The following is a 25,105-nucleotide window of genomic DNA, read 5'->3' on the forward strand; positions in this document are numbered from 1 at the left end:
GAGGGAAAATCTATGGCTCGTAAAGTATTAGTAATGGGTGAAGTTCGTGATGGATCGCTACGTAACGTTTCTTTTGAAGCGGTAGCAGCAGCAAAAACAATTGCAGAAGGCGGTGAAGTAGTAGGTCTTCTAATTGGAGACAGCGTTGCCTCTTTTGCAAATGAATTGATTCATTACGGTGCAGATCGCGTTGTGACAGTTGAAAATGATAAATTAAAATCATATACATCTGATGGTTATGCACAAGCGTTTTTAGCTGTACATGCTGAAGAAAATCCAGAAGGTATTGTCTTTGGACATACAGCACTTGGCAAAGATTTATCACCAAAATTAGCAGCGAAGCTTGAAGCTGGTTTAATTTCTGACGTAACTGCTTTAGAGGTTGAAGGTGGAAATGTTATCTTCACTCGTCCAATTTACTCTGGTAAAGCATTCGAGAAGAAGATTGTAACAGACGGCATCTTATTTGCGACAGTGCGTCCAAATAACATTGCAACTCTGGAAAAAGATGAGTCTCGCAGCGGTGACGTATCTTCTATTACAGTTGATGTGAAAGATTTACGTACAATCATTCAAGATGTTGTCCGTAAAACGGCAGAAGGTGTGGATCTTTCTGAAGCGAAAGTTATTATCGCTGGTGGACGCGGTGTGAAGAGTGAAGAAGGCTTTAAACCATTAAAAGAGTTAGCTGACGTACTAGGCGGCGCTGTTGGGGCATCTCGTGGTGCTTGTGACGCGGAATACTGTGATTACTCATTACAAATTGGTCAAACTGGTAAAGTTGTTACCCCAGACTTATACATTGCATGTGGTATTTCTGGTGCGATTCAGCATTTAGCAGGTATGTCTAACTCAAAAATAATCGTTGCGATTAATAAAGATCCAGAAGCAAGTATCTTTAAAGTAGCTGACTACGGTATTGTCGGTGACTTATTCGAAGTTGTACCTCTTTTAACAGAAGAGTTTAAAAAGTTAAAAGTACATTCATGATTTTAGTACCCTTGAGTTCCAAGTGAAGTACCCCTATATATAGAAAAAGGTGAGAGATCCCCTGTCTCTCATCTTTTTAGTATTTAATCCGTATTTTTATATAGTATAAAGGAACATTTTTTTGTTACAATACATAACGATACATATTATTCGCCACGTATATAAGTTAATGATATACTCTTGGTAGAATATACTTGAAGGAGGAAATAAAATGGCAATTGTAAACGCAAATGACCAAAGCTTCGCAGCTGAAACTAGCGAAGGTGTTGTATTATTAGATTTCTGGGCACCTTGGTGTGGACCTTGTAAAATGATCGCTCCTGTATTAGAGGAAATCGATGCAGAACTAGGCGAAAAAGTAAAAGTAGTAAAAGTAGACGTTGATGAAAACCAAGAAACTGCTCGTCAATTCGAAGTAATGAGCATTCCAGCTCTTTTCGTATTAAAAGACGGTAAAGTAGTTGATCAAGCGTTAGGTTACAAACCGAAAGAAGCGTTAGTAGAATTAGTTTCTAAACACTTCTAAAATAAAAAAAGCTACCATTTGGTAGCTTTTTTTATTTTCTTTTTTACAGTCTTTCCGTTACAATAAAAGAACGTATGTTGGGTGTTTGGGCATAGTATGTTTTCAAGGGAAAATAAAAATGCTAAGTATGTAGAAATGGAGGGAGACGAGTGCACGAACATTTGAAAGAGAAGTTGGCTATTTTACCAGATCAACCTGGTTGTTATTTGATGAAAGATAAGCAAGGAACGGTTATATATGTCGGAAAGGCAAAAGTGCTTAAAAATCGTGTGCGCTCGTACTTTACTGGTTCACATGATGGGAAAACACTGCGGCTTGTAGGAGAAATTGTTGATTTTGAATATATTGTAACTTCTTCGAATTTAGAAGCACTTATTTTAGAGTTAAATCTAATTAAAAAATATGATCCGAAATATAATATTCAATTAAAAGATGATAAAACATATCCTTTTATTAAAATTACAGCGGAGAAGCAACCTCGCTTACTCATTACTCGAAACGTAAAAAAAGATAAAGGGAAATATTTTGGTCCTTATCCAAATGCACAATCTGCTCATGAAACGAAAAAACTGCTAGATCGTATGTATCCACTTCGGAAATGCACGAATATGCCAGATAAAGTTTGTTTGTATTATCATATGGGTCAATGTTTAGCGCCTTGTGTGAAAGAAGTGACGGAAGAACAAAATAAAGAAATTGTAGATGAAATTATTAAGTTTTTAAATGGTGGACATAAAGAAGTTCGTTCAGAACTAGAAATAAAAATGTATGAGGCCTCAGAGAAACTAGAGTTTGAACGTGCAAAAGAGTTGCGTGATCAAATTGCTCATATTGATGCGATTATGGAAAAGCAAAAGATGATTATGAGTGACTTAGTGGATCGTGATGTGTTTGGATATGCAGTGGATAAAGGATGGATGTGTGTTCAAGTTTTCTTCGTTCGAAAAGGAAAGCTAATTGAACGTGATGTTTCTATGTTTCCAATTTACGATGAACCAGAAGAGGGTTTTTTAACGTTTATCGGCCAATTTTATGAAAACAGTAGTCATTTTAAGCCGAAGGAAATTGTCGTTCCAGGAAGTATAGACTCGGAATTAGTAGAGCGCTTTTTAGAAGTGGAAGCGACGCAGCCGAAACGTGGTAAGAAAAAAGACCTTGTAGAATTGGCAAATAAAAATGCGAAGATTGCTCTTGAAGAGAAGTTTTACTTAATTGAACGTGATGAAGAACGAACGATTAAAGCGGTAGATCATTTAGGGAAGCAGCTTGGGATTGAAACGCCATATCGTATTGAAGCGTTTGATAACTCAAATATTCAAGGAACAAATCCCGTTTCTGCAATGATTGCTTTTATCGATGGGAAACCGGCGAAGAAAGAGTATCGAAAATATAAAATTAAAACGGTTCAAGGACCAGATGATTATGAGTCTATGAGAGAAGTTGTGAGGCGCCGTTATACAAGGGCGCTTAAAGAAAATTCACCTTTACCTGATTTGATTATTATTGATGGAGGAAAAGGTCATCTAGCGGCTGCAAGTGATATTTTAGAGAATGAGCTCGGATTATATATTCCGATGGCAGGTCTTGTAAAAGATGATAAACATAAAACCTCCCATTTAATTATTGGGGATCCACCGGAACCTGTGATGCTTGAGAGAAATAGCCAAGAATTTTATTTATTGCAGCGTATTCAAGATGAGGTGCATCGATTTGCGATTACATTCCATCGTCAATTACACGGGAAATCTGTCATTCAATCAGCATTGGATGATATTCCAGGAATCGGTGATAAACGGAAAAAGGTATTGTTAAAACATTTTGGTTCATTAAAGAAGATGAAAGAAGCTTCTATAGAGGAATTTGTCGAAGCGGGTATGCCGAAAAATGTCGCGGAGACGATTTATACGTATTTAACAGATAAGAAGACGTTGTAGTTTACAACGTCTTCTGTTTTTTGATATAATTTCTGAAGATTTAAAATAAATGCATCTGAATGAAAATACAAAAAAGTCAACTAAACTGATATGTCTAGTTGACTGTAGGTAATGCTTACACTTCAATGAGATCTTTTATATCCCATTTTACAAGAAATGTAATAGAGTCAGAACGTTTTTTCTTTTCTTCGTATGACTCTGCAACGACGTTCCGTTGCTTTTGGATTTGTTCAGCGATGAATCCGGCTTCTAGTTGATAAGAAGAATGTCGTTTTTGTTTTTGACGTTCTGCGATGAGTGTGCCTTTAAGTTGGAACTGCATTTCACGACGCTTATGTTCAACAATGCTTAAAGTGCCCCAGCCAGCCTTTTCAAAGAACTGAATGACTTCTTCAATTGTTTCTAGCGGATATTTTCTTGCAAGGTTTCTACCAGACCAGTATAAAATACCATCTAAATCGTTGCCGATTAAATCAGGTAGTAATTCTTCACGTAGCAATTCATAAGCGAAGGCGTTCAATGAAACATCTTCTAAAGATGTTGTATCGATTGTATTTTTACTCACAATATTCCCCTCTTTCTATAGGGATTATTATATAACATTTCACATTTATAAAAACAGATTTTTCTTTAGGAAAATCTGAATATATAAGAAGAAAAAAAGAATTGGCAAATTATATGCAAATTATGTATACGTTTTCTTGACGCTTCGACAAAAATAGGAGTAAAATGAACTTGGTATCAAATTATGCTGAAATATTTCGAATAATTTTTTCAGTTTTTCTTATGCCAATAGTGAAAAAACATTATTGTCATAAACTAATCTGAAAACAGCAGTCAAACATTCAAGGGGGGTAATGGGGACATGAAAGGCCGCGAGTATACGTTTCGTAAGTGGCACTCATTAATGGGGGTCATCCCGGTTGGTGTCTTTTTGACGCAACATTTAATTGTAAACAACTTTGCAACACGAGGAGCAGAGGCTTTTAACAAAGCTGCAGGCTTTATGGAGCTCCTTCCATTCCGGTATGCGCTAGAAATTTTCATCATCTTTTTACCGATACTGTACCATGCTATATATGGCTTATATATTGCATTTACAGCTAAGAACAATGCGGTTTCTTACGGTTATTTCCGTAACTGGATGTTCGTTTTCCAAAGAATTTCAGGTATCGTTACGCTGATCTTCATTTCTTGGCACGTCTGGGAAACTCGTATTCAAGCAATGTTAGGTAAAGAGGTAAACTATGATATGATGGCAGATATTTTAAACAATCCAGCTATGTTTGCATTCTACTTAGTTGGTGTTGTTTCAACAATTTTCCACTTTGCAAATGGACTATGGACATTCTGCATCAGCTGGGGAATTACAGTATCTCCACGTTCACAAAGAATCTCTACTTATGTAACATTAGCTATTTTCTTAGGTTTATCTTATGTAGGTGTGAGTGCATTATTAGCGTTCATCGATCCACAGCTAGCAAACCAGTAAGGAGTGGGAGAGCATGAAAGGGAAACTTATAGTAGTCGGCGGTGGCTTGGCTGGCTTAATGGCAACGATTAAAGCGGCAGAAGCAGGAGTAAATGTTGAACTGTTTTCTTTAGTACCAGTAAAACGTTCACATTCTGTATGTGCTCAGGGCGGAATTAACGGTGCCGTAAATACGAAAGGTGAAGGGGATTCTCCATGGATCCACTTTGACGATACAATTTATGGTGGGGACTTCTTAGCGAACCAACCACCAGTTAAAGCAATGTGTGAAGCAGCACCTGGTATCATTCATTTAATGGATCGTATGGGTGTTATGTTCAACCGTACGGAAGAAGGACTTCTTGATTTCCGTCGATTTGGTGGAACGCAACATCACCGTACAGCATTTGCTGGTGCAACAACTGGACAGCAATTACTTTACGCATTAGATGAGCAAGTACGTCGTCACGAAGTAGCAGGACTTGTAACGAAATATGAAGGTTGGGATTTCTTACGAGCTGTTGTTGATGATGAAGGTGTGTGCCGAGGAATCGTTGCACAAGACTTACAAACTATGGAGATTAGAAGTTTCGGAGCAGATGCCGTGATTATGGCAACAGGGGGCCCTGGTATCATTTTCGGAAAATCAACAAACTCCATTATCAATACAGGTACAGCAGCTTCTGCTGTATATCAACAAGGCGCATATTATGCAAACGGTGAGTTCATTCAAATTCACCCAACGGCAATTCCTGGAGACGATAAATTACGTCTTATGAGTGAATCTGCACGTGGTGAAGGTGGACGTGTTTGGACATATAAAGATGGTAAACCATGGTACTTCTTAGAAGAAAAATATCCGGCTTACGGAAACCTTGTACCTCGTGACATCGCAACGCGTGAAATCTTTGATGTTTGCGTAGAGCAAAAACTAGGTATTAACGGTGAAAACATGGTGTACTTAGATCTTTCTCATAAAGATCCAAAAGAACTAGATATTAAACTAGGTGGAATTATTGAAATCTATGAGAAATTTACAGGGGATGATCCTCGTAAACTACCGATGAAAATCTTCCCAGCTGTTCACTATTCAATGGGCGGACTATGGGTTGATTATAAACAGATGACAAATATTCCAGGTTTATTTGCAGCAGGTGAGTGTGATTATTCTATGCACGGTGGTAACCGTCTTGGTGCAAACTCACTATTATCAGCAATTTATGGTGGTATGGTAGCAGGACCAAACGCAATTGAGTATATGAAAGGTCTTTCTAAATCATCTGATGCTGTTTCATCTACTGTATATGAGCAAAATGAATTAATCGAAACAGAGAAATTTAACAATATTTTAACGATGGATGGTAACGAAAATGCGTATGTTCTTCATAAAGAGCTTGGAGAATGGATGACAGATAACGTTACAGTAGTTCGTGAAAATAAAAAATTATTAGAAACAGATGCGAAAATTGAAGAATTAATGGCTCGTTACAAACGTATTAACATTAACGATACAGCAAGATGGAGTAACCAAGGTGCTTCATTTACACGCCAACTTGCAAATATGTTTGAGTTAGCACGTGTTATTACAATTGGCGCATATAACCGTAATGAGAGCCGTGGGGCGCATTACAAACCTGAATTCCCAAATCGTGATGATGCAAACTTCTTAAAAACTACGATGGCAAAATTTGAGGGAGAAGGAAATGCACCAGCATTCCATTACGAGGACGTTGATATTTCGTTAATTAAACCACGTAAACGTGATTATTCTTCAAAACACGATGTAGCTGCTAAGGGTGAAGAGAAGGGGGATAAACAACATGTCTGAGAAAACAATCCGCCTCATCATTACGAGACAAGACGGGCCAGATGCGCAAGCGTTTGACCAAGAGTTTGAAATTCCATATCGTCCGAATATGAATATTATCTCAGCACTTATGGAAATCCGTCGTAATCCTGTTGATTCAAAAGGGAACCAAACAACTCCGATTGCATGGGATATGAACTGCTTAGAGGAAGTATGTGGTGCATGTTCGATGGTGATTAACGGAAAACCACGTCAATCATGTACGGCACTTATCGATCAATTAGAGCAACCAATTCGCTTAAAACCGATGAAGACATTCCCGGTTGTACGTGACTTGCAAGTTGATCGTAGTCGCATGTTTAATGCTCTAAAACGCGTTAAAGCGTGGATTCCAATTGATGGTACGTATGACCTAGGTCCAGGACCAAGAATGCCTGAGAAAAAGCGTCAATGGGCTTATGAGCTTTCAAAATGCATGACATGTGGTGTTTGCTTAGAATCATGTCCAAACGTAAACAGTAAGTCTGACTTTATTGGACCAGCACCGTTATCACAAGCTCGCTTATTCAACTCACATCCAACGGGTGAAATGCATAAAGCAGATCGCTTACGTGCAATTATGGGAGATGGAGGACTAGCAAACTGTGGTAACTCTCAAAACTGTGTGCAATCATGTCCGAAGGGTATTCCTTTAACAACTTCAATTGCGGCATTAAACCGTGATACAACAATTCAATCGTTCAAAGATTTCTTTGGTAGCGATAATAACTATTAATAAATATTGCCTCTTCATATCGAAGAGGCAATATTTATAACTTTATTTTTCTGTTTATTCTGTTTATTTAAAGGTGAAAAGGGGAGATAACAATGAAGAGGATTTCTTATATTGAAGACTTTGAGCAATGGGAAAGTGGTTTTTCGTTTTACAACCCTGTAAAGGTTCGTTTTGGTGAAGTAGATATGTTTGGACATGTAAATAATGTCGTTGCTTTTACTTATTTTGAAGAAGCTCGTATTGCGTTGTTTAAAGAACTTGGATTTATGCAAGAGTGGACACATGCATCATCAGAAACGATGATCGTTGTTGCGGATTTACAATGTAATTTTATTAAGCAAATATATTTTGATGAACAGCTGAAGGTGTATGTAAAGGCAGGATCGGTCGGGAATTCTTCTTTAGATTTACATTATATGGTGAAGAATGCAGCAGGAGAGGTTTGTTTAGTAGGTCGTGGAATGATGGTTCAAGCGTCGAAAAAAACAGGAAGAGGCGAACCATGGCCTGAAGAATGGAAGAAGAAATTACTACAATAATAGAGTGAAAGAAAAATAAGAGAGCAATTTGCTCTCTTATTTTTTGTCTTCCATCGCTTCTTCTAATGTTAAGTGATGTTTATATAGGTATGTAGCGTATGGATTACCAACGTAGCGTAAGTGCCATGGTTCATATGCATATTCTGTTGTATCTGTTTTATCTTCTAAGTAACGAATGACAAAGCCGAATTCATGAGCGTGTTCTGCGACCCATTTTCCTTCTGCTGTCTCTCCGAAGATAGGCTCTAATTGAAATTTAGCTGATTTTGAACTAATATCCATTGCTAAACCCGTTTGGTGTTCACTTGTACCAGGAATTGCGCTTACCGAATTAGCTTCGGCTTTTCCTTGGCGTCTAACGTATGTATCATGCAACGATTTTTGGCGTTTGTATGAACGATAACCAGATACAGCTGTAAGATCAAGCCCTTCTTTTTTCGCAGCTTTAAACATGTTTTCAAGTGCCTCTGCAGCATCTTTTCGCAGCAATGTTTTTTCTTTATCTTTTGGACTAATAAATGGTACATTTGGTCTCGTTAAGTCTTCAGGAATGTATCCATCTGGTAGTTTTCGATGTTTATTAATTAAGACAAGATTAGATTTTGGATTTGTTACAACTGAAAAGTCATTGTCTATTTTCTTTGCATTATGATCAGCTTTTGGAAAAGCAGGAATCTCTTCTTTTTTATGGTTATTATGCTTTTGACTTTCGACAGCTTTTGCTTCATTATGTAGTGGTGTTTTAGAACCAAAGTAAGCGAAAGATGTGATCCCGATTACAATAGTAGTGGCAGAAATAATTATTATCTTTTTCATGATGCCTTGTAATCACAGTCCCTTCTTAATAAAATGTGTAATGTTTTTTTTATTATAAATCTAGTTTGTTGGAAAAGGAATATAAGAGTCATAACGTAATAGAAATGCAAAGAAAATGTCAGAAAATGTGTGAATTTGTAGTATTTTTTTATATAATTCATTTCTTATCTTTCATGAAATGCATTTTTTATGTAATATATATACATAAGAAGATGTAGCGATTATCGAGAATAGAGAACTTCTTGTATAGACTGGGAGTGAATGGGAATGGATTTTGCAACAATTATTGGACTTATTTTAGGATTTGTAGCAGTGGTAGTAGGGATGGTCGTCAAGGGCGCTGACATAACAGCCTTATTAAATCCTGCCGCAGCATTAATTATTTTTATCGGTACATTTGCTGCAGTATGTATTGCATTTCCGATGAATCAACTAAAAAGGGTTCCAAAACTATTTAAAGTTCTTTTTGGTTCAAATAAAAAGGATTTAAGTTATGAACAGTTGCTAGAATTATTTGTTCATTGGACATCTGAAAGTAGAAAATACGGTATTTTGTCTTTAGAGCAACAATTAGACAAAATTCAAGATGAATTTCTTTTGCGCGGTATGAAATTTGTGATTGATGGCGTATCCGCAGAAGATTTGGAGCAGATTTTGGAATCTGAATTAGAGGCAATTGAAGAAAGACATGCAAAGGGAGCTGCTATTTTTTCACAAGCTGGTACGTATGCACCGACATTAGGAGTTTTAGGTGCTGTTATCGGTCTTGTAGCTGCGCTTGGTAACTTAACTGATATTGAAAAGTTAGGTCATGCTATTTCGGGTGCGTTTATTGCAACGATTTTTGGTATTTTTTCAGGTTATGTATTATGGCATCCATTTGCAAATAAGTTAAAGCAAAAATCTTCAGCTGAAATTGAGAAAAAACGTTTAATCATTGATTGTTTATTAATGTTACAAGAAGGTACATATCCGTTTATTATGAAGAACCGCATTTTAGGTGCACTTTCTGCAACTGAGCGTAAAAAGCTAGAAAAAGGAGCAGAAAAAAATGCGGAGTAAGAAAAATAGAAGAGGCAAAAAGAAAAAACATGATGAGCATATCGATGAAACGTGGTTAATCCCATATTCTGATATGTTAACGTTGTTATTTGCATTGTTTATCGTTTTATTCGCAATGAGTAGTATAGATGCTGCGAAGTTTAAACAGATGGCAGTTGCTTTTCGAAGTGAATTAGCTGGGGGAACAGGTAACAAAGAATTTTTAAGTGATCAAAAGCCAAATGATGAAAAAGAATTATCAGCAAGTAGCCTTGAGGCAGAACAAACAAAAAAACAAGAAGAAGCTAGAGCTAAAGAAAAAAAAGAGATGGATGAATTGAAAGCATTACAAAAAAAGATTGATCAATATATTAATGAAAAACAATTATCCTCTTCTTTTCAAACTAAATTAACTGAAAAGGGATTAATGGTGACAATATTAGAAAATATACTGTTTGATTCGGGGAAAGCAGATGTGAAATTAGAATCTTTAGGGATTGCAAAAGAGATGTCTAGCTTACTTGTTTCAGCGTCACCTCGTGAAATTACAGTATCGGGTCATACGGATAATGTCCCTATTGCCAATGCGCAGTTTGCGTCGAATTGGGAATTAAGTACGCAGCGGGCAGTTAATTTTATGCAAGTATTACTGCAAAATAAAGAATTACAACCAGAAAAATTTAGTGCGATTGGATACGGAGAATACCGTTCAATTGCTCCAAACGATACACAAGAAGGAAAGGCAAAGAATAGACGTGTGGAAGTATTTATCTTGCCTTTAACAGAGAAAGTAAAATAAAAGAGGATGGCGAATGCCATCCTCTTTTATTTTACTTCAAATGATTTTAAGTTGTCGCGACGGATTTTATCTTTTTCTGCATCTGATTTTTTGAAATCATAATCATATAAAGCGCCTTCCCAATCGCCATACATTGGATTCGGGAAAATAATGAATTTCTCACCAAATTGTGCTTTTGAATCTGCTACTGTTTGGTTACGATCTTTTACAGATTTTCCATCAAAACCTGTGAAATCAGATAAGTTATCACCGAAGAATAAGACAATATCATGAGTTTGAGAAACGAGTTCACGGCGTTTTTCTTTTCCTTTTTCTTTCGGATCTTGTAGTAATATATGTTCTTTCGTTGCTTGAGGAGCACCTACACGCTCAAGATTTTTAATTGTCGCATCTAGTTGATTCGTTTTACGATTTGAGATGTAGTAAATATCTACACCTTTAGACTCTGTATATTTTAAGAAATCAATTGCGCCTGGAAGGGCTTCAGCCTCAGCTTTATTAATCCAATCATCCCATTTGTAAGGATAGCCTTTGCCTGTTTTTACGCTCATTGCTTGATGAGGACTGTTATCTAAAACAGTTTCGTCTAAATCAAGCACGATAGCAGGTTTTTTCTCTGTCCCTTTTGCAAGAATTGCATCAAGCTTTAATTGACCAATGTTGTACCCTTGGTAGTAAAGTGCTTTCGTTTCACCGGCTGTTTGATACCATAAATCAGCCATTAATTGTTGTTCTGTTAATTTTACTTTCTCTTCTTTTGCCACTGTTTTCTCTGGTGTTCCTGAACATGCTACAAGTGATGTAGATAGAACCGCTACAGATAATAAAGTGGTAATGCCCCTCTTCATCTTCATATGTATCCTCCTTGATGTTAGAAAATCATTTTATATTATATATTAAAATATAATATTTTTATATGAACATTTGCATATTGTCTTTTGTATATATAGTAGTATGTCCTATATTAGAAAGATGAGCAAAATAATAATAGTTGTTTTGACAATTTTTATTGTCGTAATGACAATTATAATTGACAAAAAGAACTTTGTTATTTACAATTTTAACTAAATAGAACAAATGATGGATTAATGACGATGTTTACATATAAGAGGATGAAGCGTGGTGCTATATTTTGTCTTGAATAAACATAGTCTTTGAAAGAGAGTACGAATGATACTAAAGGGGAGGCTTTATACTTGAGTTTACAAATTCAAAACTTAACGAAACAATTTGGGGAATCAAAAGCAGTTAACGGTTTGCAAATTTCGTTACCAAAAGGTGAAGTACTAGGGTTACTTGGACGAAATGGTGCAGGGAAAACAACAACAATCAAAATGCTTCTCGGATTATTAACGCCTAATGAAGGTTCGATTACATGGGATGGAAAAGCATTTGGAAATAGTGGTGTAACAATTGGGTATTTACCAGAAGAAAGAGGTTTATATACAAAAAGTAGAGTAATAGATCAGCTGCGATATTTTGGTAGATTAGAAGGAATGTCGAAGAAAGAAGTGGATCACGCTATTGATCACTGGTTAGAGCGTTTAGCGATACCAGAATATAAATTTAAAACGGCTGGAGAGCTTTCAAAAGGGAATCAGCAAAAAATCCAATTAATTGCTGCTCTTCTTCATAATCCGGAACTTCTCATTTTAGATGAACCATTCAGCGGCCTCGATCCAGTTAATGCTGGGATGTTAGCTAGTATTATTGAAGAACAAGTACAGAGCGGAAAGACGATTATTTTATCAAGTCATCGTATGGAACAAGTAGAGGCTTTTTGCCAACATGTATGTATTTTGAAAAAAGGTGAAGCAGTCGTAAAAGGACAGCTAAGTGATATTAAGAAAGAATACGGTTTCCGTAATTTAACGATTGAAGATACAGTAGAGAATGAAAAGGGATTAGAAGCTATACATGTATCGTATGAAAAACAACAAGGCCTTCTTTATGTGAAAGTACAAGACGATGCGGAAGCTCTCAAGATTTTGCAACAGTTGCAAGAGCATGGTGTTAGCTTACGACAATTCAAAATGTTAGAGCCGACGTTAAACGAAATCTTTGTAGAGAGGGCGAAATAACGATGCGTAAATTTTCTCACGTATTTTCATTTTATTTTAGGGAAGCATTTTTATCTAAAAAATCATTAATTACGAGTGCGATTTTATTTTTAGTTGTGTTTGGGATTTTTACATTTAATCATTTTACTTCAGGCGATGATAAAAATAAGGATAAAGATAAAATTGCAGTTGTAGTAGAGAGTTCCACATATAAAGTACAAAAAGATGAGCTAAATAAGCTATTGCCATCAGCAAAAATAACAATTGGTTCAAAGGATGATTTTGATAAACTGCATAAGCAAGTAGAAGAAGGTGATTTAGATGGTCTATTCCATGTGACGGAAAAGGGTGGGGCTCCATCGATTACATATATGTATAATGGATTTCCAAGCCAAGCAACTTCTGCAATTATGGCAGGATATTTAAAGCAACAATATACGATGGTGACGATTGCCAAAAATAATGTTTCACCAGAAATTGCACAGCAATTACAAACAGAAATTCAAGTAAAGCAAGAAGCGATAAAAGATCGTACATCTTCTTTCGGAATTGCCTATTTCTTTACATTTGCTTTATATATGTTTATTGTAGCGTTCGGAAATACAATCGCAATGAATATTGCATCTGAAAAGGCGTCACGTGTAATGGAAGTAATGCTTCCGAAAGTGAAGCCTCTTACGATGATGTATGCGAAAATTTTAGCGGTTGTTTCAACGGCGTTATTGCAACTTGTCATATTGGCGTGTGGTTATCTTATTCCATATTTGTTAGGTTGGGTCGATTTAGAAAGTGCCTCACTATTTGGTATTCCAATTGACTTTACGAAATTAGATGCAAAGGTTATCAGCATGTTTCTTGTTTATTTCATTACGGGATATTTACTTTATGCGATGATGTATGCTGCTGCTGGAGCTGTCGTGTCTAAGACGGAGGATTTACAAGCTGTATCTTTCCCGGTAATGATTTTAATTATGGCTGCATTCTTTATTAGTATTAAATCATTAAGTGATCCGAATAGTACTATCGTCGTTGTAAGTTCTTACGTTCCCTTTTTTACACCGATGGTTACCTTCTCACGTATTGTAGCTGGTGAAGCAGGTATGCTAGAAATTACGATAACATTAGCAGTCTTATTGGCGACAATTGCGGTATTAAATGCTGTTACAAGCCGCATTTACGTAAACGGCGTAATGAATTACTCAGATAAAGTGAAATTTAAAGATTTAGCGAAATTTATAAAGCGTCAATAATGAGAGAAAAGCATGATTTCCTATTGAAATCATGCTTTTTCTTTATGTATAAATTAAAAATAGTATATAATGATAAGAGTCGTCTTTTAATAGAATGAATAAAAAGGAGGGTGTGCAGATGGGGATTAGTAGTCGTTTTACAGTAGGTGTTCATATGCTGACATTACTTGCGATAGATCGAAACTCTCGCTGTACCTCTGAATGGATTGCCGGTAGTGTGAATACAAATCCAGTTGTGATTCGTCGCATTACAGGAATGTTGAAGAGAGCAGGACTTGTTGATGTACAAGCTGGTAAAGGTGGTACGACACTTGCTCGAGATTTAGAAGAAATTACATTACTTGATGTATATAAAGCAGTGGAAGTTGTAGAAGAAGGACAGCTATTTTCCTTCCATGAAAATCCCAACATTGAATGTCCAGTAGGAGCTAATATTCAATCAGTATTAGAAATTATTTTAATGCAAGCGCAAGAAGCGATGGAAAACGTACTTGCAAATGTAACGGTAGATCAATTAGTTACAAATTTAAAGTCTAAAATGAAAGAATAAAAAAAAGCGAGCTTCCTCATAATGAGGGCTCGCCTTTTTTTATTCAGAAATATTGAAAATTCTATTTTTCAGTATTTAAAATGAATTTACCTACGATAGCTGCGAAGATACCACCAAGAATTGGTGCTACGATGAATACCCATAGTTGAGAAAGTGCTTCTCCACCAACAAATAAAGCTGGTGCGATACTACGAGCTGGGTTAACAGATGTTCCAGTTAACGGAATTCCTAATAAGTGAATTAAAACTAATGTGAAACCAATTACTAGTCCAGCTAAAGAAGAACTTCCTTTTTTACCTGTTACAGCAACGATAACTAAAATAAATACGAAAGTTAAAATGAACTCAACTAAAAATGCTCCAGATAAACCAAGAGTTCCGAAACCATTTTGTCCTAAATTATCTAAAGGTGTTTTAGCAGATTTTAAAATTGTTACTAACGTTGCAGTTCCTAATAAACCACCTAAAATTTGAGCTAATACATAATAACAAAGTTCCATAGCGTTCATTCGTTTGTTGATGAACATAGCTACTGATACTGCTGGGTTAATGTGACATCCAGAAATTGTTCCGATGCTATATGCCATAGCTACAATAGATAGACCGAAAGCCATAGCGATTCCTAATGTTCCAATTCCTTCAATTCCGCCGCCAGTGACGGCTACTCCAGTTCCGAATAATACAAGTACAAATGTACCAATAAATTCAGCGATTGCTTTTTTTAACATAATTTACCTCCTATTAATGCGCATGAAACGTATTATAACATAAGTTTTAGTATAAAGAGCCAATGAAATACTATTCTGATAAGGCGAAATAGGGGGACAATAAAAAAGAGTATGGTTCATCTCTATAGAACCATACTCTTTTTTTATGCTGATTTTTTCTGTTTAACGACTGGAACAGAACGGTTTAAAATACTATTTGCAACCATTCCTAACATGATAATAATCATTCCGATGAGAGAAAGTCCTCCAGGGAGTGAACCATTTAAGAAAATGATTTCACCAAGCACGGTAAAGACCATCGTTCCAGCTTGTGTTGCTTCAACAGCTCCAAGTAGAGAGAGGTTATCTTTTGCTAAGTCAGTAGCAAAGAAAAATGTCATCGTTGCAATAACACCGGAACATAATGCTAACAGAAATCCTTGAAGCATTTGGTTGGATGTTGGAATGCCAGTAGTAGAAAATCCGTATATACCAAGCAAGATTGTTATAGGAAGACTTCCAATTGCCATTCCTAATACACGTTGGAACGTATCAAGGCGTCCACCAACAAGCTCCATCATTTTTCGGTTACCGAACGGATATAAGAAAGCGGCTAATACGACAGGTAAAAAACCTGAAATGAACTGAGTCATTGTAATATGGCCTGCGGCAGTTGCTTGCATACAAATTACACCAAGTAAAATAAATAATGCAACATATAAGCTACGAAGTGGAATTTTTCCACGTACAAGTTTCGTACCTGATTTTGTTTCTATTTTCACGAAAAATAGTGGTGATAGTAGTAAACCAGCTAAAATCGTAACTTGCCAAGTTCCAGCAACGAGCCAAGCTGGAGAAAAGACAGCTGCGAAACTTAATAAAGAATAAAAACCAATCCCGGCAACAGAACCCCATCCGATCCATGCCAATGGATGTTTTTTTAACTCTTCCCATAATCCCCTAAAGTTTTTGCGAAATAAAACGATAAGGAATAAAATAGGAAGAGCAAATAAAAAACGGAAGGAAGCTGTCCAAGCCCAGCTCGTTCCAGATACATTCATTGCTCTATTAATAATAAAGGTTGCAGAAAAAAAGGCCGATGATAAAAGGCCTAATAAAATTGCGCGCATGAAATATAGCACTCCTTTCGAAAATAAATAATTATGTATAGTATGATATACTTTAATTAAATTAAAGTAAACTATTTTATACTTTAAGGTGGTTTTATATATGAAAGAAAATGAAGATATGCAAACGAAAGAAGTCATTCAACAAGTTGGACAGTTATTGAGACAAATTCGAAATGAACAGAAATTAAGTTTAGAAGAATTAGCTCATAAAACAGGAGTTAGTAAATTAACATTAGGAAAGATTGAAAGAGGGGAAACAAATCCGACGCTAGCTGTCATTTGGAAAATAACGAAAGGGTTATCAATTCCTTTATCCAGATTAATGGTTGTTGGAGAACCTGTAGCTGTTGCGCGCTGTGGAGAAGGATTTGCAGTAGATGAAGGGCAAGCGTGGCATTTAGAAACGATGTTCCGTTATACGAAAGAAACAGGGATGGAAATGCACCGTGCTTGTTTACGATCAAATAGTATATATGAACCAGAAGCTCATCATGAAGGTGCGATTGAGCTTGTAACGGTAATGAAAGGGAAAGTGTCTATTCAAGTGGAGAATGATGTATACGAATTAAATGAGTTTGATTCCATTCAATTTGAAGCGAATAAGAAGCATATTTATAAAAATGAAGAAGAAGAAGTGGCAGTATTACATTTAACGATGAAATATTCTTCATGAAAAAATCACCTATAGGATTCTATAGGTGATTTGCTCTTTTTAAGTATGTGAAATGATGCCGTTAGTACGAACGTGGCATAAGTAATAAACAAATGAAATAAACTAAAAATCCTGTCCCAAAACATAAAACAGCAATAACCCAAATGATACGAATAAGAGTAGAGCTAATATCAAAATATTCTCCTAAACCACCACATATACCAAATAGCATTTTATCAGTTTCGGATTTACATAACTTTTTTGACATATTCCAATCAACTCCTTTTTATATCAAACTGCATACTTTTATTCTATATGGAAATTTATGAGAAGACCATGGGGTTGTATTACATTTTTTTGTGAGAAGCGATTGTATTAATTGTCTTAATTTTCGGTGGATATTAAACTTGTAGTTATGAGGTGATTTTTAATAAAGGGTGGGGAAATAGAGATGACAGCATATTGGTTGAATAACGTAATGATTGAATCAGGGTATACATATGAAGAAGAGAGAATTTCAAAAACAGAAACAGAATTATGCAGTTTACTTATTGAAGATGGTCGGATTAAAAAAATTATAAAAGGGATTGTTCAAGAGGAAGATATAGTAACTTTTGATGCTAAGCACTTATTAATGTTGCCAGCTTTCAAAGAGATGCACATTCACATTGATAAAACATACTATAGTGGCCCATGGAAAGCTTGTATGTCAGCAGAAAGTATTTTTACACGTTTTAATGAAGAAGAAAAAATTTTACCAAAGCAATTAGCGACTGCCCAAAATAGAGCGGAAAATATGCTAGAGTTACTACTGCAAAATGGTGCAACGAATATTAGAACGCATTGTAATGTCGATCCGATTATTGGGCTTGGTAATCTGGAGGCGACGTTAGTGGCATTAGAAACATATAAAAATCGAGTGTCTAGTAGAATTGTTGCGTTTCCGCAACATGGATTATTGCGCAGTGATTCTGTGCAACTCGTGAAAGATGCGATGCGTATGGGTGCTCATCTAGTCGGAGGAGTAGATCCAGCTACAGTAGATAATGACATTGAAAAGTCATTACATACAATTATGGATATCGCAGTAGAATTTAATGCGGATGTTGATATTCATTTGCACGATGCGAATAATCTTGGAACGTTTACGATGAAGAGATTGGCAAGTTTAACAGAAGAAGCAGGATGGCAAGGCCGTGTAACGATTAGTCATGCACTTGGACTTGGTGGTGTTACTGATAAAGAGGCTGAAGAAGTGGCAGAAAGACTCGCAAATGTAAATATTGATATTACTTCAACAGTGCCAATTGGTAAACAAGTAATCCCAATTCCGTTATTAGATAAAAAAGGTGTTAAGGTTGCATTAGGCAATGATAGCATTACAGATCATTGGTCACCGTTTGGAACAGGTGATATGCTTCAAAAGGCGAATCGATTAGCAGAGCGTTTTGGGTGGAGTGACGAAAGGTCTTTAGGAAAAGCACTCCGCTTTATTACAGGAGGAAAAGAAACGTTAAATAATGAAGGGAAGCGAGTATGGCCGAATGTAGGGGATGAAGCAAGCTTTGTTTTGACGAATGCGACATGCGCTGCTGAAGCAGTAGCGCGTCAAACAGAAAAACGTTTAGTCGTGTATAAAGGAAATATTGTTGTTGGAAGTTTAAATGAGGTGGAATTAAATAATCTTGTGTAGAAGAATCGTTTAAATATTTTGAGGAGGGTTCTAATGGTGAGTATAGAACTCTTCTTTTTTATTCTTACAATATATTTTTATAGGAAAGCTAGAAGGGATGAAAAAATTGGACAATCAACATAACCAAAATCATATTATGGGAACTTTGCAATGGTTTATATTTTTATTAGCAAATTCAATAGCACTACCAATTGTCGTTGGCGGATTATTTCATCTTACGACGGAAGAAATATTTTATTTAATGCAGCGTACGTTTTTTGTAGTTGGGATATCTTCTTTTTTACAAGGATGGCTTGGGCATAGACTGCCAATTGCGGATGGGCCGGCTGGATCTTGGGTTGGTGTATTTACCGTACTTGCTTATGCAACGGCCGGACAAGATCAATTACATAGTACACTGCAAATTTTAGAATTAGGAATGATAATCTCCGGTGTTATTTTAATAGGATTAGGAGTAACTGGTTTTATAGGACGTATTTTATTTTTATTTACGCCGCTTGTGACAGGGACGTTTTTACTTTTATTATGTTTACAATTAAGTGGTGTATTTTTAAAAGGAATGTTAGGAATTACAGCTACTATTTCTCAAATCGACGGATTTACAGCAATGATCGCGTTTAGTATATTTCTGTTCGTTATTATACTATCTAATTTTGGAAAAGGCTTTGTCAAAAGTTATGCAGTTTTAATAGGATTAATTAGTGGGTGGATTATTTTTCTCATTGCAGGAAAAGTGACAATCCCATCTCAAGTAACTCATTTTGTGCAACTTCCACATATATTTGCTTGGGGACTTCCAAAATGGAATACAGGTATGGCTGTATCAAGTTTCGTTATGGTATGTATTTTAGTTTCGAATACGGTGGCAGCTATTATAGCAATTAATCAAGCAACTATTCATAAAGCGACTATTGAACAAAAACAGTTGAAAGATGGAACATGGGTTGGGGGGATTTCGCATCTCATCTCTTCTGTATTTTCAACTGTAGGTGTCGTTCCGTTACCAGCAACGGCAGGATTTATACGTTTAACAAAACAAAAGTATATACGATCGTTCTTAATGGCATGTGCGTTACTAGTCGTAATGTCTCTTTTTCCAAGTATTATTCGTTACTTAGCATCTTTACCATCAGCTGTTGCATCGGCTGTTTTAATGGCTTCGTTCGTACAGTTAATTGGAATTGGATTTAATAATATAAAACAAGTGCCGATGAGTGAAAGGAATGTAACGATTTTAGGCGTTGCAGTATTATTTGGCAGCGGCGTTATGTTTTTACCGTCTGGAGCACTCCAATCCTTGCCGTCTATTATGCAATATATATTCGGTAATGGTTTATTTGTAGGTACGGTTGTAAGTATATTGCTAGAACAAATATGGCGCGTTGGAAAGTAAGTGGATAAAAAGAGTGTACGCACTGTATAAAAGTCTAAAATAACATAGGAAATAAAGCCCATTTTCATTCACCACCTGCACATTTCGTTCATACAATATCTTGACTAAATAAACACCCAACTTACACATACACAGCTCTGGCTTAAGCAAGGAGGGTTATACCAGTTGAAGGAAAAAGCGTATCAATCTAAACCTTTACTCACAAAGAGAGAGAGAGAAGTATTTGAATTGCTGGTTCAAGATAAAACAACGAAGGAAATTGCAGGTGAACTTTTTATAAGTGAAAAGACAGTTCGCAACCACATCTCAAACGCAATGCAAAAGCTAGGGGTTAAAGGACGTTCACAAGCAGTTGTGGAGCTTCTTCGTATGGGAGAGCTCGAATTATAAGAAAGCAGCCGACTTTTATATAAAAGTCGGCTATTTTTCTGTTTGTTTCATGTGCTATATGAATGATAAAAACGTTTCATACATAAATAGGTAATAAGGAGGGGATATGTTGAAAAGGATACTGTTAGTTTCAACAAGTGCTCATGATATGAATGGACACCCGACTGGTTTGTGGCTGGAAGAGCTCGCAGCTCCTTATCATGTATTTAAAAAGGCTAAGTTTGATGTTGATATTGTGTCAATAAAAGGTGGGAGAGTACCTATAGATAGAGTGTCTATTCCGAATGGTATACCTCGCGAATTCAAGTATGTAGCTTCTTTATTGCAAAATACGAGGCCGATTTCAAAGGTTCATTTTTCGGATTATGATGCGGTTTTATTTGGTGGTGGGCACGGGGCGATTGTAGATTTTCCAGGTAATCCATATGTAGCAAATTTGATTGAGAATATGTATAACAATAACCGGATTGTAGCGGCCGTTTGTCACGGAGTAAGCTCGTTAGTCGGTGTGAAAAATAAGGATGGCTCGTTTTTTGTTGCGGGTAAGCGTATAACAGGTTATACAAACGATGAAGAAAGAGCTGTACATTTAGAAAAGCGCGTTCCGTTTTTGTTAGAAAGTAAGTTGAAAGAAGAAGGAGCTTTGTTTTATGTAGCCCCCAATTTTACGCCGCATGTAGTAGTAGATGGTCATTTAATTACAGGACAAAATCCACAGTCTAGCGTGGAAATAGGTAAGGCGATAAAAAGGGCTGTAAATAAATTATCGTCATTTTAATTTCTGCTCATTTCTTCTTATTAATGGGAATGTCTTTTTTCCGAAAAAAGAAGGAGCAATAAATACGCGCTTTATATAGAAGAAACCGACTTTCATATAGAAGGTCGGTTATTTTTCTGTCTTGCAAATTATGAAAAAAAGGAGCAAAATAAAAAAGTCCTAGTCTATACAGGTACAAATGAAAATTTTCATACAGAAGCAGTTTAAGTGAGCGAACTTAAAGTGTGTAAAATATAATGATAAACATAAAAGATGATGAATGAGAAAACGGGTGATGAAGTTGAATAGAGCAATCGGTGTTATCGATTCAGGAGTTGGCGGTTTAACAGTAGCGAAGGAATTAATTCGTCAGTTGCCGAAAGAGCGTATCATATATTTAGGAGATACAGCACGTTGTCCTTATGGTCCACGTTCTCGAGAAGAAGTACGTCAATTTACGTGGGAAATGACGGAGCATTTACTAGATTTAAATATTAAAATGTTAGTTATTGCGTGTAATACAGCAACTGCAGTTGTATTAGAAGAGATGCAAAAACAATTACCAATTCCAGTAGTAGGAGTTATTCACCCAGGATCACGTACAGCTTTAAAAGTGACAAACACGTATCACGTTGGGATTATTGGAACGATTGGAACGGTGAAAAGTGGTGCATACGAAGAGGCGTTAAAGTCTATTAATAACCGTGTTATGGTAGAAAGTTTAGCTTGTCCACCTTTCGTTGAACTTGTAGAGAGTGGGAATTTCGAAAGTGAAATGGCGTATGAAGTTGTAAGAGAAACGCTGCAACCACTGAAAAGTACCGATATTGATACACTTATATTAGGGTGTACACATTATCCGATTTTAGGACCTGTTATTAAAAAAGTAATGGGAGATAAAGTGCAACTAATTAGTTCTGGTGATGAAACAGCACGTGAAGTAAGTACAATCTTATATCATAGTAAAATGTTGAATGAAGGAGAAGAACAAAGCGATCATCTCTTCTTAACAACAGGAAAAATAGGCTTGTTTAAAGAAATTGCATCAAAATGGTTCGGTCAACCGATTGAAAATGTGAAGCATATTCATTTAGAAAAAGAATAATAGTAGAATTTATATAAGTGAGCTCCTGAGAAATCAGGAGTTTTTGTTTTATCTTGCTATTTGCTGGGTAGTAAGACCCCTGCTGATTAAAGTTTCAATTTATAAGAGGCACAGCTTGTTCTAAAACGTGAAACAGCTCGTATACATAATAGTACAAACTTAGATTTTAGGGGGGAATGGCATGCCTAAATCCACTTTTAAATGGGTTGTTGGTGCTACTGTGAGCGCTGTTTTACTAACAGGGTGTGGCTTTATAAATCAAGAGAAAGCAACTGAACAAATTGATCCGCCAAAACAAGTTACGTATACAGAGGGTGGGAAGAAAGAAGTAGCTAAAAAAGATAAGCAAGGGCAAATGGTAAATAGAGAACTATACCTTGTTGATAAAAATGGTTATGTTGTACCACAAACGTTAGCTATACCTACTCCGAAAGCAAATGAGACTGTGAAGCAAACGTTAGAATACCTTGTGAAAGATGGACCGGTAACGAATTTATTACCAAATGGGTTTCGTGCAGTCATTCCGGCGAATACAACGATGACCTTAGATTTGAAAAAGGACGGAACGGCAGTTATTGATTTCTCTAAAGAAATGAAAAACTATGCGAAAGAAGAAGAGCGTCAAATCGTTGAATCTATAGCTTGGACGTTGACGCAATTTACAGAGATAAAACAAGTGCAGTTCCAAATAAATGGTGAGAAATTGGCAAAAATGCCGGTTGGTGGTACACCGCTTGGTGAAGGAGTGAGCCGTGCAAATGGTATTAACTTCGATGATGAACAAGTAACAGATGTAACAAATACAAAACCAGTCACACTGTATTTTATGGCGCAAAATAATAATAAACAGCAATACTACGTACCAGTCACACGCCGCGTTGCGGAAGGTAAAGAAAATGACTATGCAGCAATTATAGATGAGCTTGTAAAAGGTCCGATCCATCAATCGCTCCTAAATGATTTTAATCCAGGCGTTAAGCTTATTACGAATCCGAAATTACAAGACGGAAACCTTACATTAAACTTTAATGAAAATATATTTGTAAACCCAGATAAAAATATGATTTCAAATTACGTATTGAAGTCGTTAGTTTTATCTTTAACAGAAAAGAAAGGTGTGAAAAATATTTCTATTGAAGTAAATGGAAAAGCAAATCTTATAGATGAAAAGGGCGGAAAGTTAATAAAACCTGTAGATCGTCCAGAAAACGTGAATACAGGTAGTTTTTAATCTTGAATAATTTGATATACTTAAGTAAGAAAGGAGAATTGCTTTTTGGGTTCTCCTTCTTTTATTGTATACATATCATACATTTAAATTTGGCTATACTAACGAGTAGTAATTAAGAGGAGGTTATTTTTATGCGAGTAGATGGTAGAGAGAAAACAGAATTACGCCATATACATATTCATACGAATTATTTAAAACATCCAGAGGGATCTGTATTAATTGAAGTTGGGGATACAAAGGTGATTTGCTCAGCAACAATTGAAGAGCGTGTACCGCCATTTATGCGTGGAGAAGGAAAAGGATGGGTAACAGCTGAATACGCGATGATTCCACGTGCAACAGAACAACGTACAATTAGGGAGTCAAGTAAAGGGAAAGTAACAGGACGTACAATGGAAATCCAGCGCTTAATTGGACGAGCATTACGTGCGGTAGTTGACTTAGAAGCGCTTGGTGAGAGAACGGTTTGGATTGATTGTGATGTTATTCAAGCGGATGGTGGAACGAGAACAGCTTCTATTACAGGTGCATATGTAGCGATGGTATTAGCGTTTGAGAAGTTATTACAAGCAGAAAAAGTATCTAAAATTCCAGTAAAAGATTATTTAGCAGCAACGTCAGTAGGGATTGTTGAAGAACAAGGTGTTGTTTTAGATTTAAACTATGCAGAAGATTCTAAAGCAGACGTTGATATGAACGTGATTATGACTGGAAAAGGCCAGTTTGTTGAAGTGCAAGGAACTGGAGAAGAAGCGACGTTTAGTAGAGCGCAGTTAAATGAACTACTTGATGCAGCAGAACAAGGCATTTTCCAACTGATTGATATGCAAAAAGAAGCTTTAGGTGACATCGTATCTCATATAGAGTAGAGGTGGAAAGTATGAAACAAGTTGTTGTAGCGACAAAAAATATGGGGAAAGTACGTGAGTTTGCTGAGTTATTTGAGCGATTTGATTTAGAAGTGAAATCATTACACGATTTTCCTCATATTGAAGAAGTCGAAGAAACTGGTGAAACATTTGAAGAAAATGCGATCTTAAAAGCGGATAGTTTGAGTAGACAGTTGAATGCAATTGTAATTGCGGATGATTCAGGTCTTATTGTAGATGCGTTAAACGGGAAACCAGGCGTGTATTCAGCTCGTTTTGCTGGAGAGCCGAAAGATGATCAAGCGAATATTGATAAAGTGTTACAAGAATTAAATGAAGTAGCGTTTGAAAAGCGTAAAGCTCGTTTCTATTGTGCATTAGCAGTTGCTTTCCCTGAAGGTGATAAAAAGCCTGTCATTGTAAACGGGACATGTGAAGGATTTATTTTAGAACAACGCCGCGGGGAAAACGGCTTTGGATATGATCCGATTTTTTATGTGGAAGAATATAAAAAAGCGATGGCGGAACTAAGTTCAGATGAGAAAAATGCTATTAGCCATCGTGGCCGTGCTCTTCGTAAATTAGAAGAAAAAATCCCGGAATGGTTTTTAGGAGAATAAG

At 36.3% G+C, this 25,105-nt stretch carries 27 protein-coding genes; 21 read left to right on the forward strand and 6 right to left on the reverse strand.

Translation table 11 applies throughout. The features are described from left to right. The first annotated feature begins 12 nt into the window (after positions 1 to 12). From etfA to uvrC, 3 genes are all read left to right on the forward strand, one after another. Positions 13 to 990 carry an electron transfer flavoprotein subunit alpha gene (etfA, locus tag B9A45_RS06785; RefSeq protein WP_000101943.1) on the forward strand — a complete coding sequence of 326 codons (978 nt, stop codon included), beginning with the start codon at positions 13 to 15 and terminating at the stop codon, positions 988 to 990. Between the two features lie 211 nt (positions 991 to 1,201). Then, positions 1,202 to 1,516 carry a thioredoxin gene (gene trxA, locus B9A45_RS06790; RefSeq protein ID WP_001018943.1) on the forward strand — a complete coding sequence of 105 codons (315 nt, stop codon included), beginning with the start codon at positions 1,202 to 1,204 and terminating at the stop codon, positions 1,514 to 1,516. A gap of 149 nt (positions 1,517 to 1,665) precedes the next feature. Further along, positions 1,666 to 3,450: an excinuclease ABC subunit C gene (uvrC, locus tag B9A45_RS06795; protein ID WP_000544296.1), complete on the forward strand. Its 1,785-nt coding sequence runs from the start codon at positions 1,666 to 1,668 to the stop codon at positions 3,448 to 3,450. A gap of 115 nt (positions 3,451 to 3,565) precedes the next feature. On the opposite strand, the gene B9A45_RS06800 is transcribed toward uvrC, so the two are convergent. Further along, a complete protein-coding gene (locus B9A45_RS06800; protein WP_000042226.1) occupies positions 3,566 to 4,015 on the reverse strand; it encodes a YslB family protein in 450 nt (149 codons plus the stop codon). A gap of 300 nt (positions 4,016 to 4,315) precedes the next feature. Between B9A45_RS06800 and sdhC the strand changes: the two genes are divergently transcribed. The 4 genes from sdhC (at position 4,316) to B9A45_RS06820 (ending at position 8,042) form a co-directional block, all read left to right on the forward strand. Then, positions 4,316 to 4,942: a succinate dehydrogenase cytochrome B558 gene (sdhC, locus tag B9A45_RS06805; protein ID WP_000678354.1), complete on the forward strand. Its 627-nt coding sequence runs from the start codon at positions 4,316 to 4,318 to the stop codon at positions 4,940 to 4,942. A gap of 13 nt (positions 4,943 to 4,955) precedes the next feature. After that, positions 4,956 to 6,749 (forward strand): succinate dehydrogenase flavoprotein subunit, encoded by a 1,794-nt coding sequence (sdhA, locus tag B9A45_RS06810; protein ID WP_000676750.1) that lies wholly within the window; start codon positions 4,956 to 4,958, stop codon positions 6,747 to 6,749. After that, positions 6,742 to 7,503 (forward strand): succinate dehydrogenase iron-sulfur subunit, encoded by a 762-nt coding sequence (gene sdhB, locus B9A45_RS06815; RefSeq protein ID WP_001291827.1) that lies wholly within the window; start codon positions 6,742 to 6,744, stop codon positions 7,501 to 7,503. The genes sdhA and sdhB overlap by 8 nt, the downstream gene beginning before the upstream one ends. Before the next feature lie 92 nt (positions 7,504 to 7,595). Beyond that, positions 7,596 to 8,042, forward strand: a complete 447-nt coding sequence (locus B9A45_RS06820; RefSeq protein ID WP_000822734.1) for an acyl-CoA thioesterase — start codon at positions 7,596 to 7,598, stop codon at positions 8,040 to 8,042. 36 nt (positions 8,043 to 8,078) lie between these two features. Here the strand turns inward: B9A45_RS06820 and B9A45_RS06825 are convergent, their stop codons facing one another. Then, positions 8,079 to 8,858 carry a M15 family metallopeptidase gene (locus tag B9A45_RS06825; protein WP_000720201.1) on the reverse strand — a complete coding sequence of 260 codons (780 nt, stop codon included), beginning with the start codon at positions 8,856 to 8,858 and terminating at the stop codon, positions 8,079 to 8,081. Between the two features lie 267 nt (positions 8,859 to 9,125). Here B9A45_RS06825 and motA point away from each other — a divergent pair, with 267 nt between their 5' ends. Further along, positions 9,126 to 9,920, forward strand: a complete 795-nt coding sequence (motA, locus tag B9A45_RS06830; RefSeq protein WP_000344853.1) for a flagellar motor stator protein MotA — start codon at positions 9,126 to 9,128, stop codon at positions 9,918 to 9,920. Then, the gene (gene motB, locus B9A45_RS06835; RefSeq protein WP_001256735.1) at positions 9,910 to 10,698 is read left to right on the forward strand and encodes a flagellar motor protein MotB; all 789 of its coding nucleotides are present in this window, start codon (positions 9,910 to 9,912) and stop codon (positions 10,696 to 10,698) included. Before motA ends, motB begins: the two co-directional genes overlap by 11 nt. 26 nt (positions 10,699 to 10,724) lie before the next feature. On the opposite strand, the gene B9A45_RS06840 is transcribed toward motB, so the two are convergent. Further along, a complete protein-coding gene (locus B9A45_RS06840; RefSeq protein WP_000782768.1) occupies positions 10,725 to 11,552 on the reverse strand; it encodes a 5'-nucleotidase, lipoprotein e(P4) family in 828 nt (275 codons plus the stop codon). A gap of 342 nt (positions 11,553 to 11,894) precedes the next feature. Here B9A45_RS06840 and B9A45_RS06845 point away from each other — a divergent pair, with 342 nt between their 5' ends. The 3 genes from B9A45_RS06845 (at position 11,895) to B9A45_RS06855 (ending at position 14,558) form a co-directional block, all read left to right on the forward strand. Continuing rightward, a complete protein-coding gene (locus B9A45_RS06845) occupies positions 11,895 to 12,779 on the forward strand; it encodes an ABC transporter ATP-binding protein (RefSeq protein WP_016110757.1) in 885 nt (294 codons plus the stop codon). A gap of 2 nt (positions 12,780 to 12,781) precedes the next feature. Continuing rightward, on the forward strand, positions 12,782 to 14,008 hold the full coding sequence (locus B9A45_RS06850; RefSeq protein WP_016110756.1) for an ABC transporter permease: 1,227 nt from the start codon (positions 12,782 to 12,784) through the stop codon (positions 14,006 to 14,008). Positions 14,009 to 14,126: 118 nt separating this feature from the next. Continuing rightward, positions 14,127 to 14,558, forward strand: a complete 432-nt coding sequence (locus B9A45_RS06855; RefSeq protein ID WP_000512998.1) for an Rrf2 family transcriptional regulator — start codon at positions 14,127 to 14,129, stop codon at positions 14,556 to 14,558. A 61-nt stretch (positions 14,559 to 14,619) separates the two neighbouring features. Here B9A45_RS06855 and B9A45_RS06860 read toward each other — a convergent pair whose 3' ends face one another. Next, on the reverse strand, positions 14,620 to 15,285 hold the full coding sequence (locus B9A45_RS06860; RefSeq protein ID WP_000913213.1) for an aquaporin: 666 nt from the start codon (positions 15,283 to 15,285) through the stop codon (positions 14,620 to 14,622). Between the two features lie 143 nt (positions 15,286 to 15,428). Continuing rightward, on the reverse strand, positions 15,429 to 16,394 hold the full coding sequence (locus tag B9A45_RS06865; RefSeq protein WP_053514510.1) for a DMT family transporter: 966 nt from the start codon (positions 16,392 to 16,394) through the stop codon (positions 15,429 to 15,431). Between the two features lie 100 nt (positions 16,395 to 16,494). Here B9A45_RS06865 and B9A45_RS06870 point away from each other — a divergent pair, with 100 nt between their 5' ends. Next, positions 16,495 to 17,067, forward strand: coding sequence for a helix-turn-helix domain-containing protein (locus B9A45_RS06870; protein ID WP_000661924.1), 573 nt, complete (start codon positions 16,495 to 16,497; stop codon positions 17,065 to 17,067). Positions 17,068 to 17,128: 61 nt separating this feature from the next. Here the strand turns inward: B9A45_RS06870 and B9A45_RS06875 are convergent, their stop codons facing one another. After that, positions 17,129 to 17,314: a PspC domain-containing protein gene (locus tag B9A45_RS06875; RefSeq protein ID WP_000038411.1), complete on the reverse strand. Its 186-nt coding sequence runs from the start codon at positions 17,312 to 17,314 to the stop codon at positions 17,129 to 17,131. 183 nt (positions 17,315 to 17,497) lie between these two features. Between B9A45_RS06875 and B9A45_RS06880 the strand changes: the two genes are divergently transcribed. The 8 genes from B9A45_RS06880 to B9A45_RS06915 all read left to right on the forward strand — a co-directional run bounded on the left by B9A45_RS06880 (position 17,498) and on the right by B9A45_RS06915 (position 25,104). After that, positions 17,498 to 18,739 (forward strand): amidohydrolase family protein, encoded by a 1,242-nt coding sequence (locus tag B9A45_RS06880; RefSeq protein ID WP_016110753.1) that lies wholly within the window; start codon positions 17,498 to 17,500, stop codon positions 18,737 to 18,739. A gap of 97 nt (positions 18,740 to 18,836) precedes the next feature. Beyond that, positions 18,837 to 20,132, forward strand: coding sequence for a purine/pyrimidine permease (locus B9A45_RS06885; RefSeq protein WP_002062437.1), 1,296 nt, complete (start codon positions 18,837 to 18,839; stop codon positions 20,130 to 20,132). A 165-nt stretch (positions 20,133 to 20,297) separates the two neighbouring features. Beyond that, a complete protein-coding gene (gerE, locus tag B9A45_RS06890; RefSeq protein WP_000659484.1) occupies positions 20,298 to 20,522 on the forward strand; it encodes a spore germination transcription factor GerE in 225 nt (74 codons plus the stop codon). Between the two features lie 106 nt (positions 20,523 to 20,628). Beyond that, positions 20,629 to 21,300: a type 1 glutamine amidotransferase domain-containing protein gene (locus B9A45_RS06895; RefSeq protein ID WP_053514508.1), complete on the forward strand. Its 672-nt coding sequence runs from the start codon at positions 20,629 to 20,631 to the stop codon at positions 21,298 to 21,300. A gap of 274 nt (positions 21,301 to 21,574) precedes the next feature. Further along, positions 21,575 to 22,384: a glutamate racemase gene (gene racE, locus B9A45_RS06900; protein ID WP_000774005.1), complete on the forward strand. Its 810-nt coding sequence runs from the start codon at positions 21,575 to 21,577 to the stop codon at positions 22,382 to 22,384. A gap of 181 nt (positions 22,385 to 22,565) precedes the next feature. Then, positions 22,566 to 23,615 (forward strand): spore germination protein GerM, encoded by a 1,050-nt coding sequence (gene gerM / locus B9A45_RS06905; RefSeq protein WP_001126749.1) that lies wholly within the window; start codon positions 22,566 to 22,568, stop codon positions 23,613 to 23,615. A gap of 131 nt (positions 23,616 to 23,746) precedes the next feature. Continuing rightward, on the forward strand, positions 23,747 to 24,484 hold the full coding sequence (gene rph / locus B9A45_RS06910) for a ribonuclease PH (protein ID WP_001261765.1): 738 nt from the start codon (positions 23,747 to 23,749) through the stop codon (positions 24,482 to 24,484). Positions 24,485 to 24,495: 11 nt separating this feature from the next. Further along, positions 24,496 to 25,104 carry an XTP/dITP diphosphatase gene (locus B9A45_RS06915; RefSeq protein ID WP_000815943.1) on the forward strand — a complete coding sequence of 203 codons (609 nt, stop codon included), beginning with the start codon at positions 24,496 to 24,498 and terminating at the stop codon, positions 25,102 to 25,104. Position 25,105 lies beyond the last annotated feature (1 nt).

Origin of the sequence: Bacillus sp. JKS001846, from assembly GCF_900176455.1 — a bacterium.
Classification (GTDB): Bacteria; Bacillota; Bacilli; order Bacillales; family Bacillaceae_G; genus Bacillus_A; species Bacillus_A cereus.

Coding starts and splice junctions, on each gene's coding strand:
- etfA (WP_000101943.1), top strand. CDS start 13: ATGGCTCGTAAAGTATTAGTAATGGGTGAAGTTCGTGATGGATCGCTA.
- trxA (WP_001018943.1), top strand. CDS start 1,202: ATGGCAATTGTAAACGCAAATGACCAAAGCTTCGCAGCTGAAACTAGC.
- sdhC (WP_000678354.1), top strand. CDS start 4,316: ATGAAAGGCCGCGAGTATACGTTTCGTAAGTGGCACTCATTAATGGGG.
- sdhA (WP_000676750.1), top strand. CDS start 4,956: ATGAAAGGGAAACTTATAGTAGTCGGCGGTGGCTTGGCTGGCTTAATG.
- sdhB (WP_001291827.1), top strand. CDS start 6,742: ATGTCTGAGAAAACAATCCGCCTCATCATTACGAGACAAGACGGGCCA.
- B9A45_RS06820 (WP_000822734.1), top strand. CDS start 7,596: ATGAAGAGGATTTCTTATATTGAAGACTTTGAGCAATGGGAAAGTGGT.
- B9A45_RS06825 (WP_000720201.1), bottom strand. CDS start 8,858: ATGAAAAAGATAATAATTATTTCTGCCACTACTATTGTAATCGGGATC.
- motA (WP_000344853.1), top strand. CDS start 9,126: ATGGATTTTGCAACAATTATTGGACTTATTTTAGGATTTGTAGCAGTG.
- motB (WP_001256735.1), top strand. CDS start 9,910: ATGCGGAGTAAGAAAAATAGAAGAGGCAAAAAGAAAAAACATGATGAG.
- B9A45_RS06840 (WP_000782768.1), bottom strand. CDS start 11,552: ATGAAGATGAAGAGGGGCATTACCACTTTATTATCTGTAGCGGTTCTA.
- B9A45_RS06850 (WP_016110756.1), top strand. CDS start 12,782: ATGCGTAAATTTTCTCACGTATTTTCATTTTATTTTAGGGAAGCATTT.
- B9A45_RS06855 (WP_000512998.1), top strand. CDS start 14,127: ATGGGGATTAGTAGTCGTTTTACAGTAGGTGTTCATATGCTGACATTA.
- B9A45_RS06860 (WP_000913213.1), bottom strand. CDS start 15,285: ATGTTAAAAAAAGCAATCGCTGAATTTATTGGTACATTTGTACTTGTA.
- B9A45_RS06865 (WP_053514510.1), bottom strand. CDS start 16,394: ATGCGCGCAATTTTATTAGGCCTTTTATCATCGGCCTTTTTTTCTGCA.
- B9A45_RS06870 (WP_000661924.1), top strand. CDS start 16,495: ATGAAAGAAAATGAAGATATGCAAACGAAAGAAGTCATTCAACAAGTT.
- B9A45_RS06875 (WP_000038411.1), bottom strand. CDS start 17,314: ATGTCAAAAAAGTTATGTAAATCCGAAACTGATAAAATGCTATTTGGT.
- B9A45_RS06880 (WP_016110753.1), top strand. CDS start 17,498: ATGACAGCATATTGGTTGAATAACGTAATGATTGAATCAGGGTATACA.
- B9A45_RS06885 (WP_002062437.1), top strand. CDS start 18,837: ATGAAAAAATTGGACAATCAACATAACCAAAATCATATTATGGGAACT.
- B9A45_RS06895 (WP_053514508.1), top strand. CDS start 20,629: ATGTTGAAAAGGATACTGTTAGTTTCAACAAGTGCTCATGATATGAAT.
- racE (WP_000774005.1), top strand. CDS start 21,575: ATGAAGTTGAATAGAGCAATCGGTGTTATCGATTCAGGAGTTGGCGGT.
- gerM (WP_001126749.1), top strand. CDS start 22,566: ATGCCTAAATCCACTTTTAAATGGGTTGTTGGTGCTACTGTGAGCGCT.
- rph (WP_001261765.1), top strand. CDS start 23,747: ATGCGAGTAGATGGTAGAGAGAAAACAGAATTACGCCATATACATATT.
- B9A45_RS06915 (WP_000815943.1), top strand. CDS start 24,496: ATGAAACAAGTTGTTGTAGCGACAAAAAATATGGGGAAAGTACGTGAG.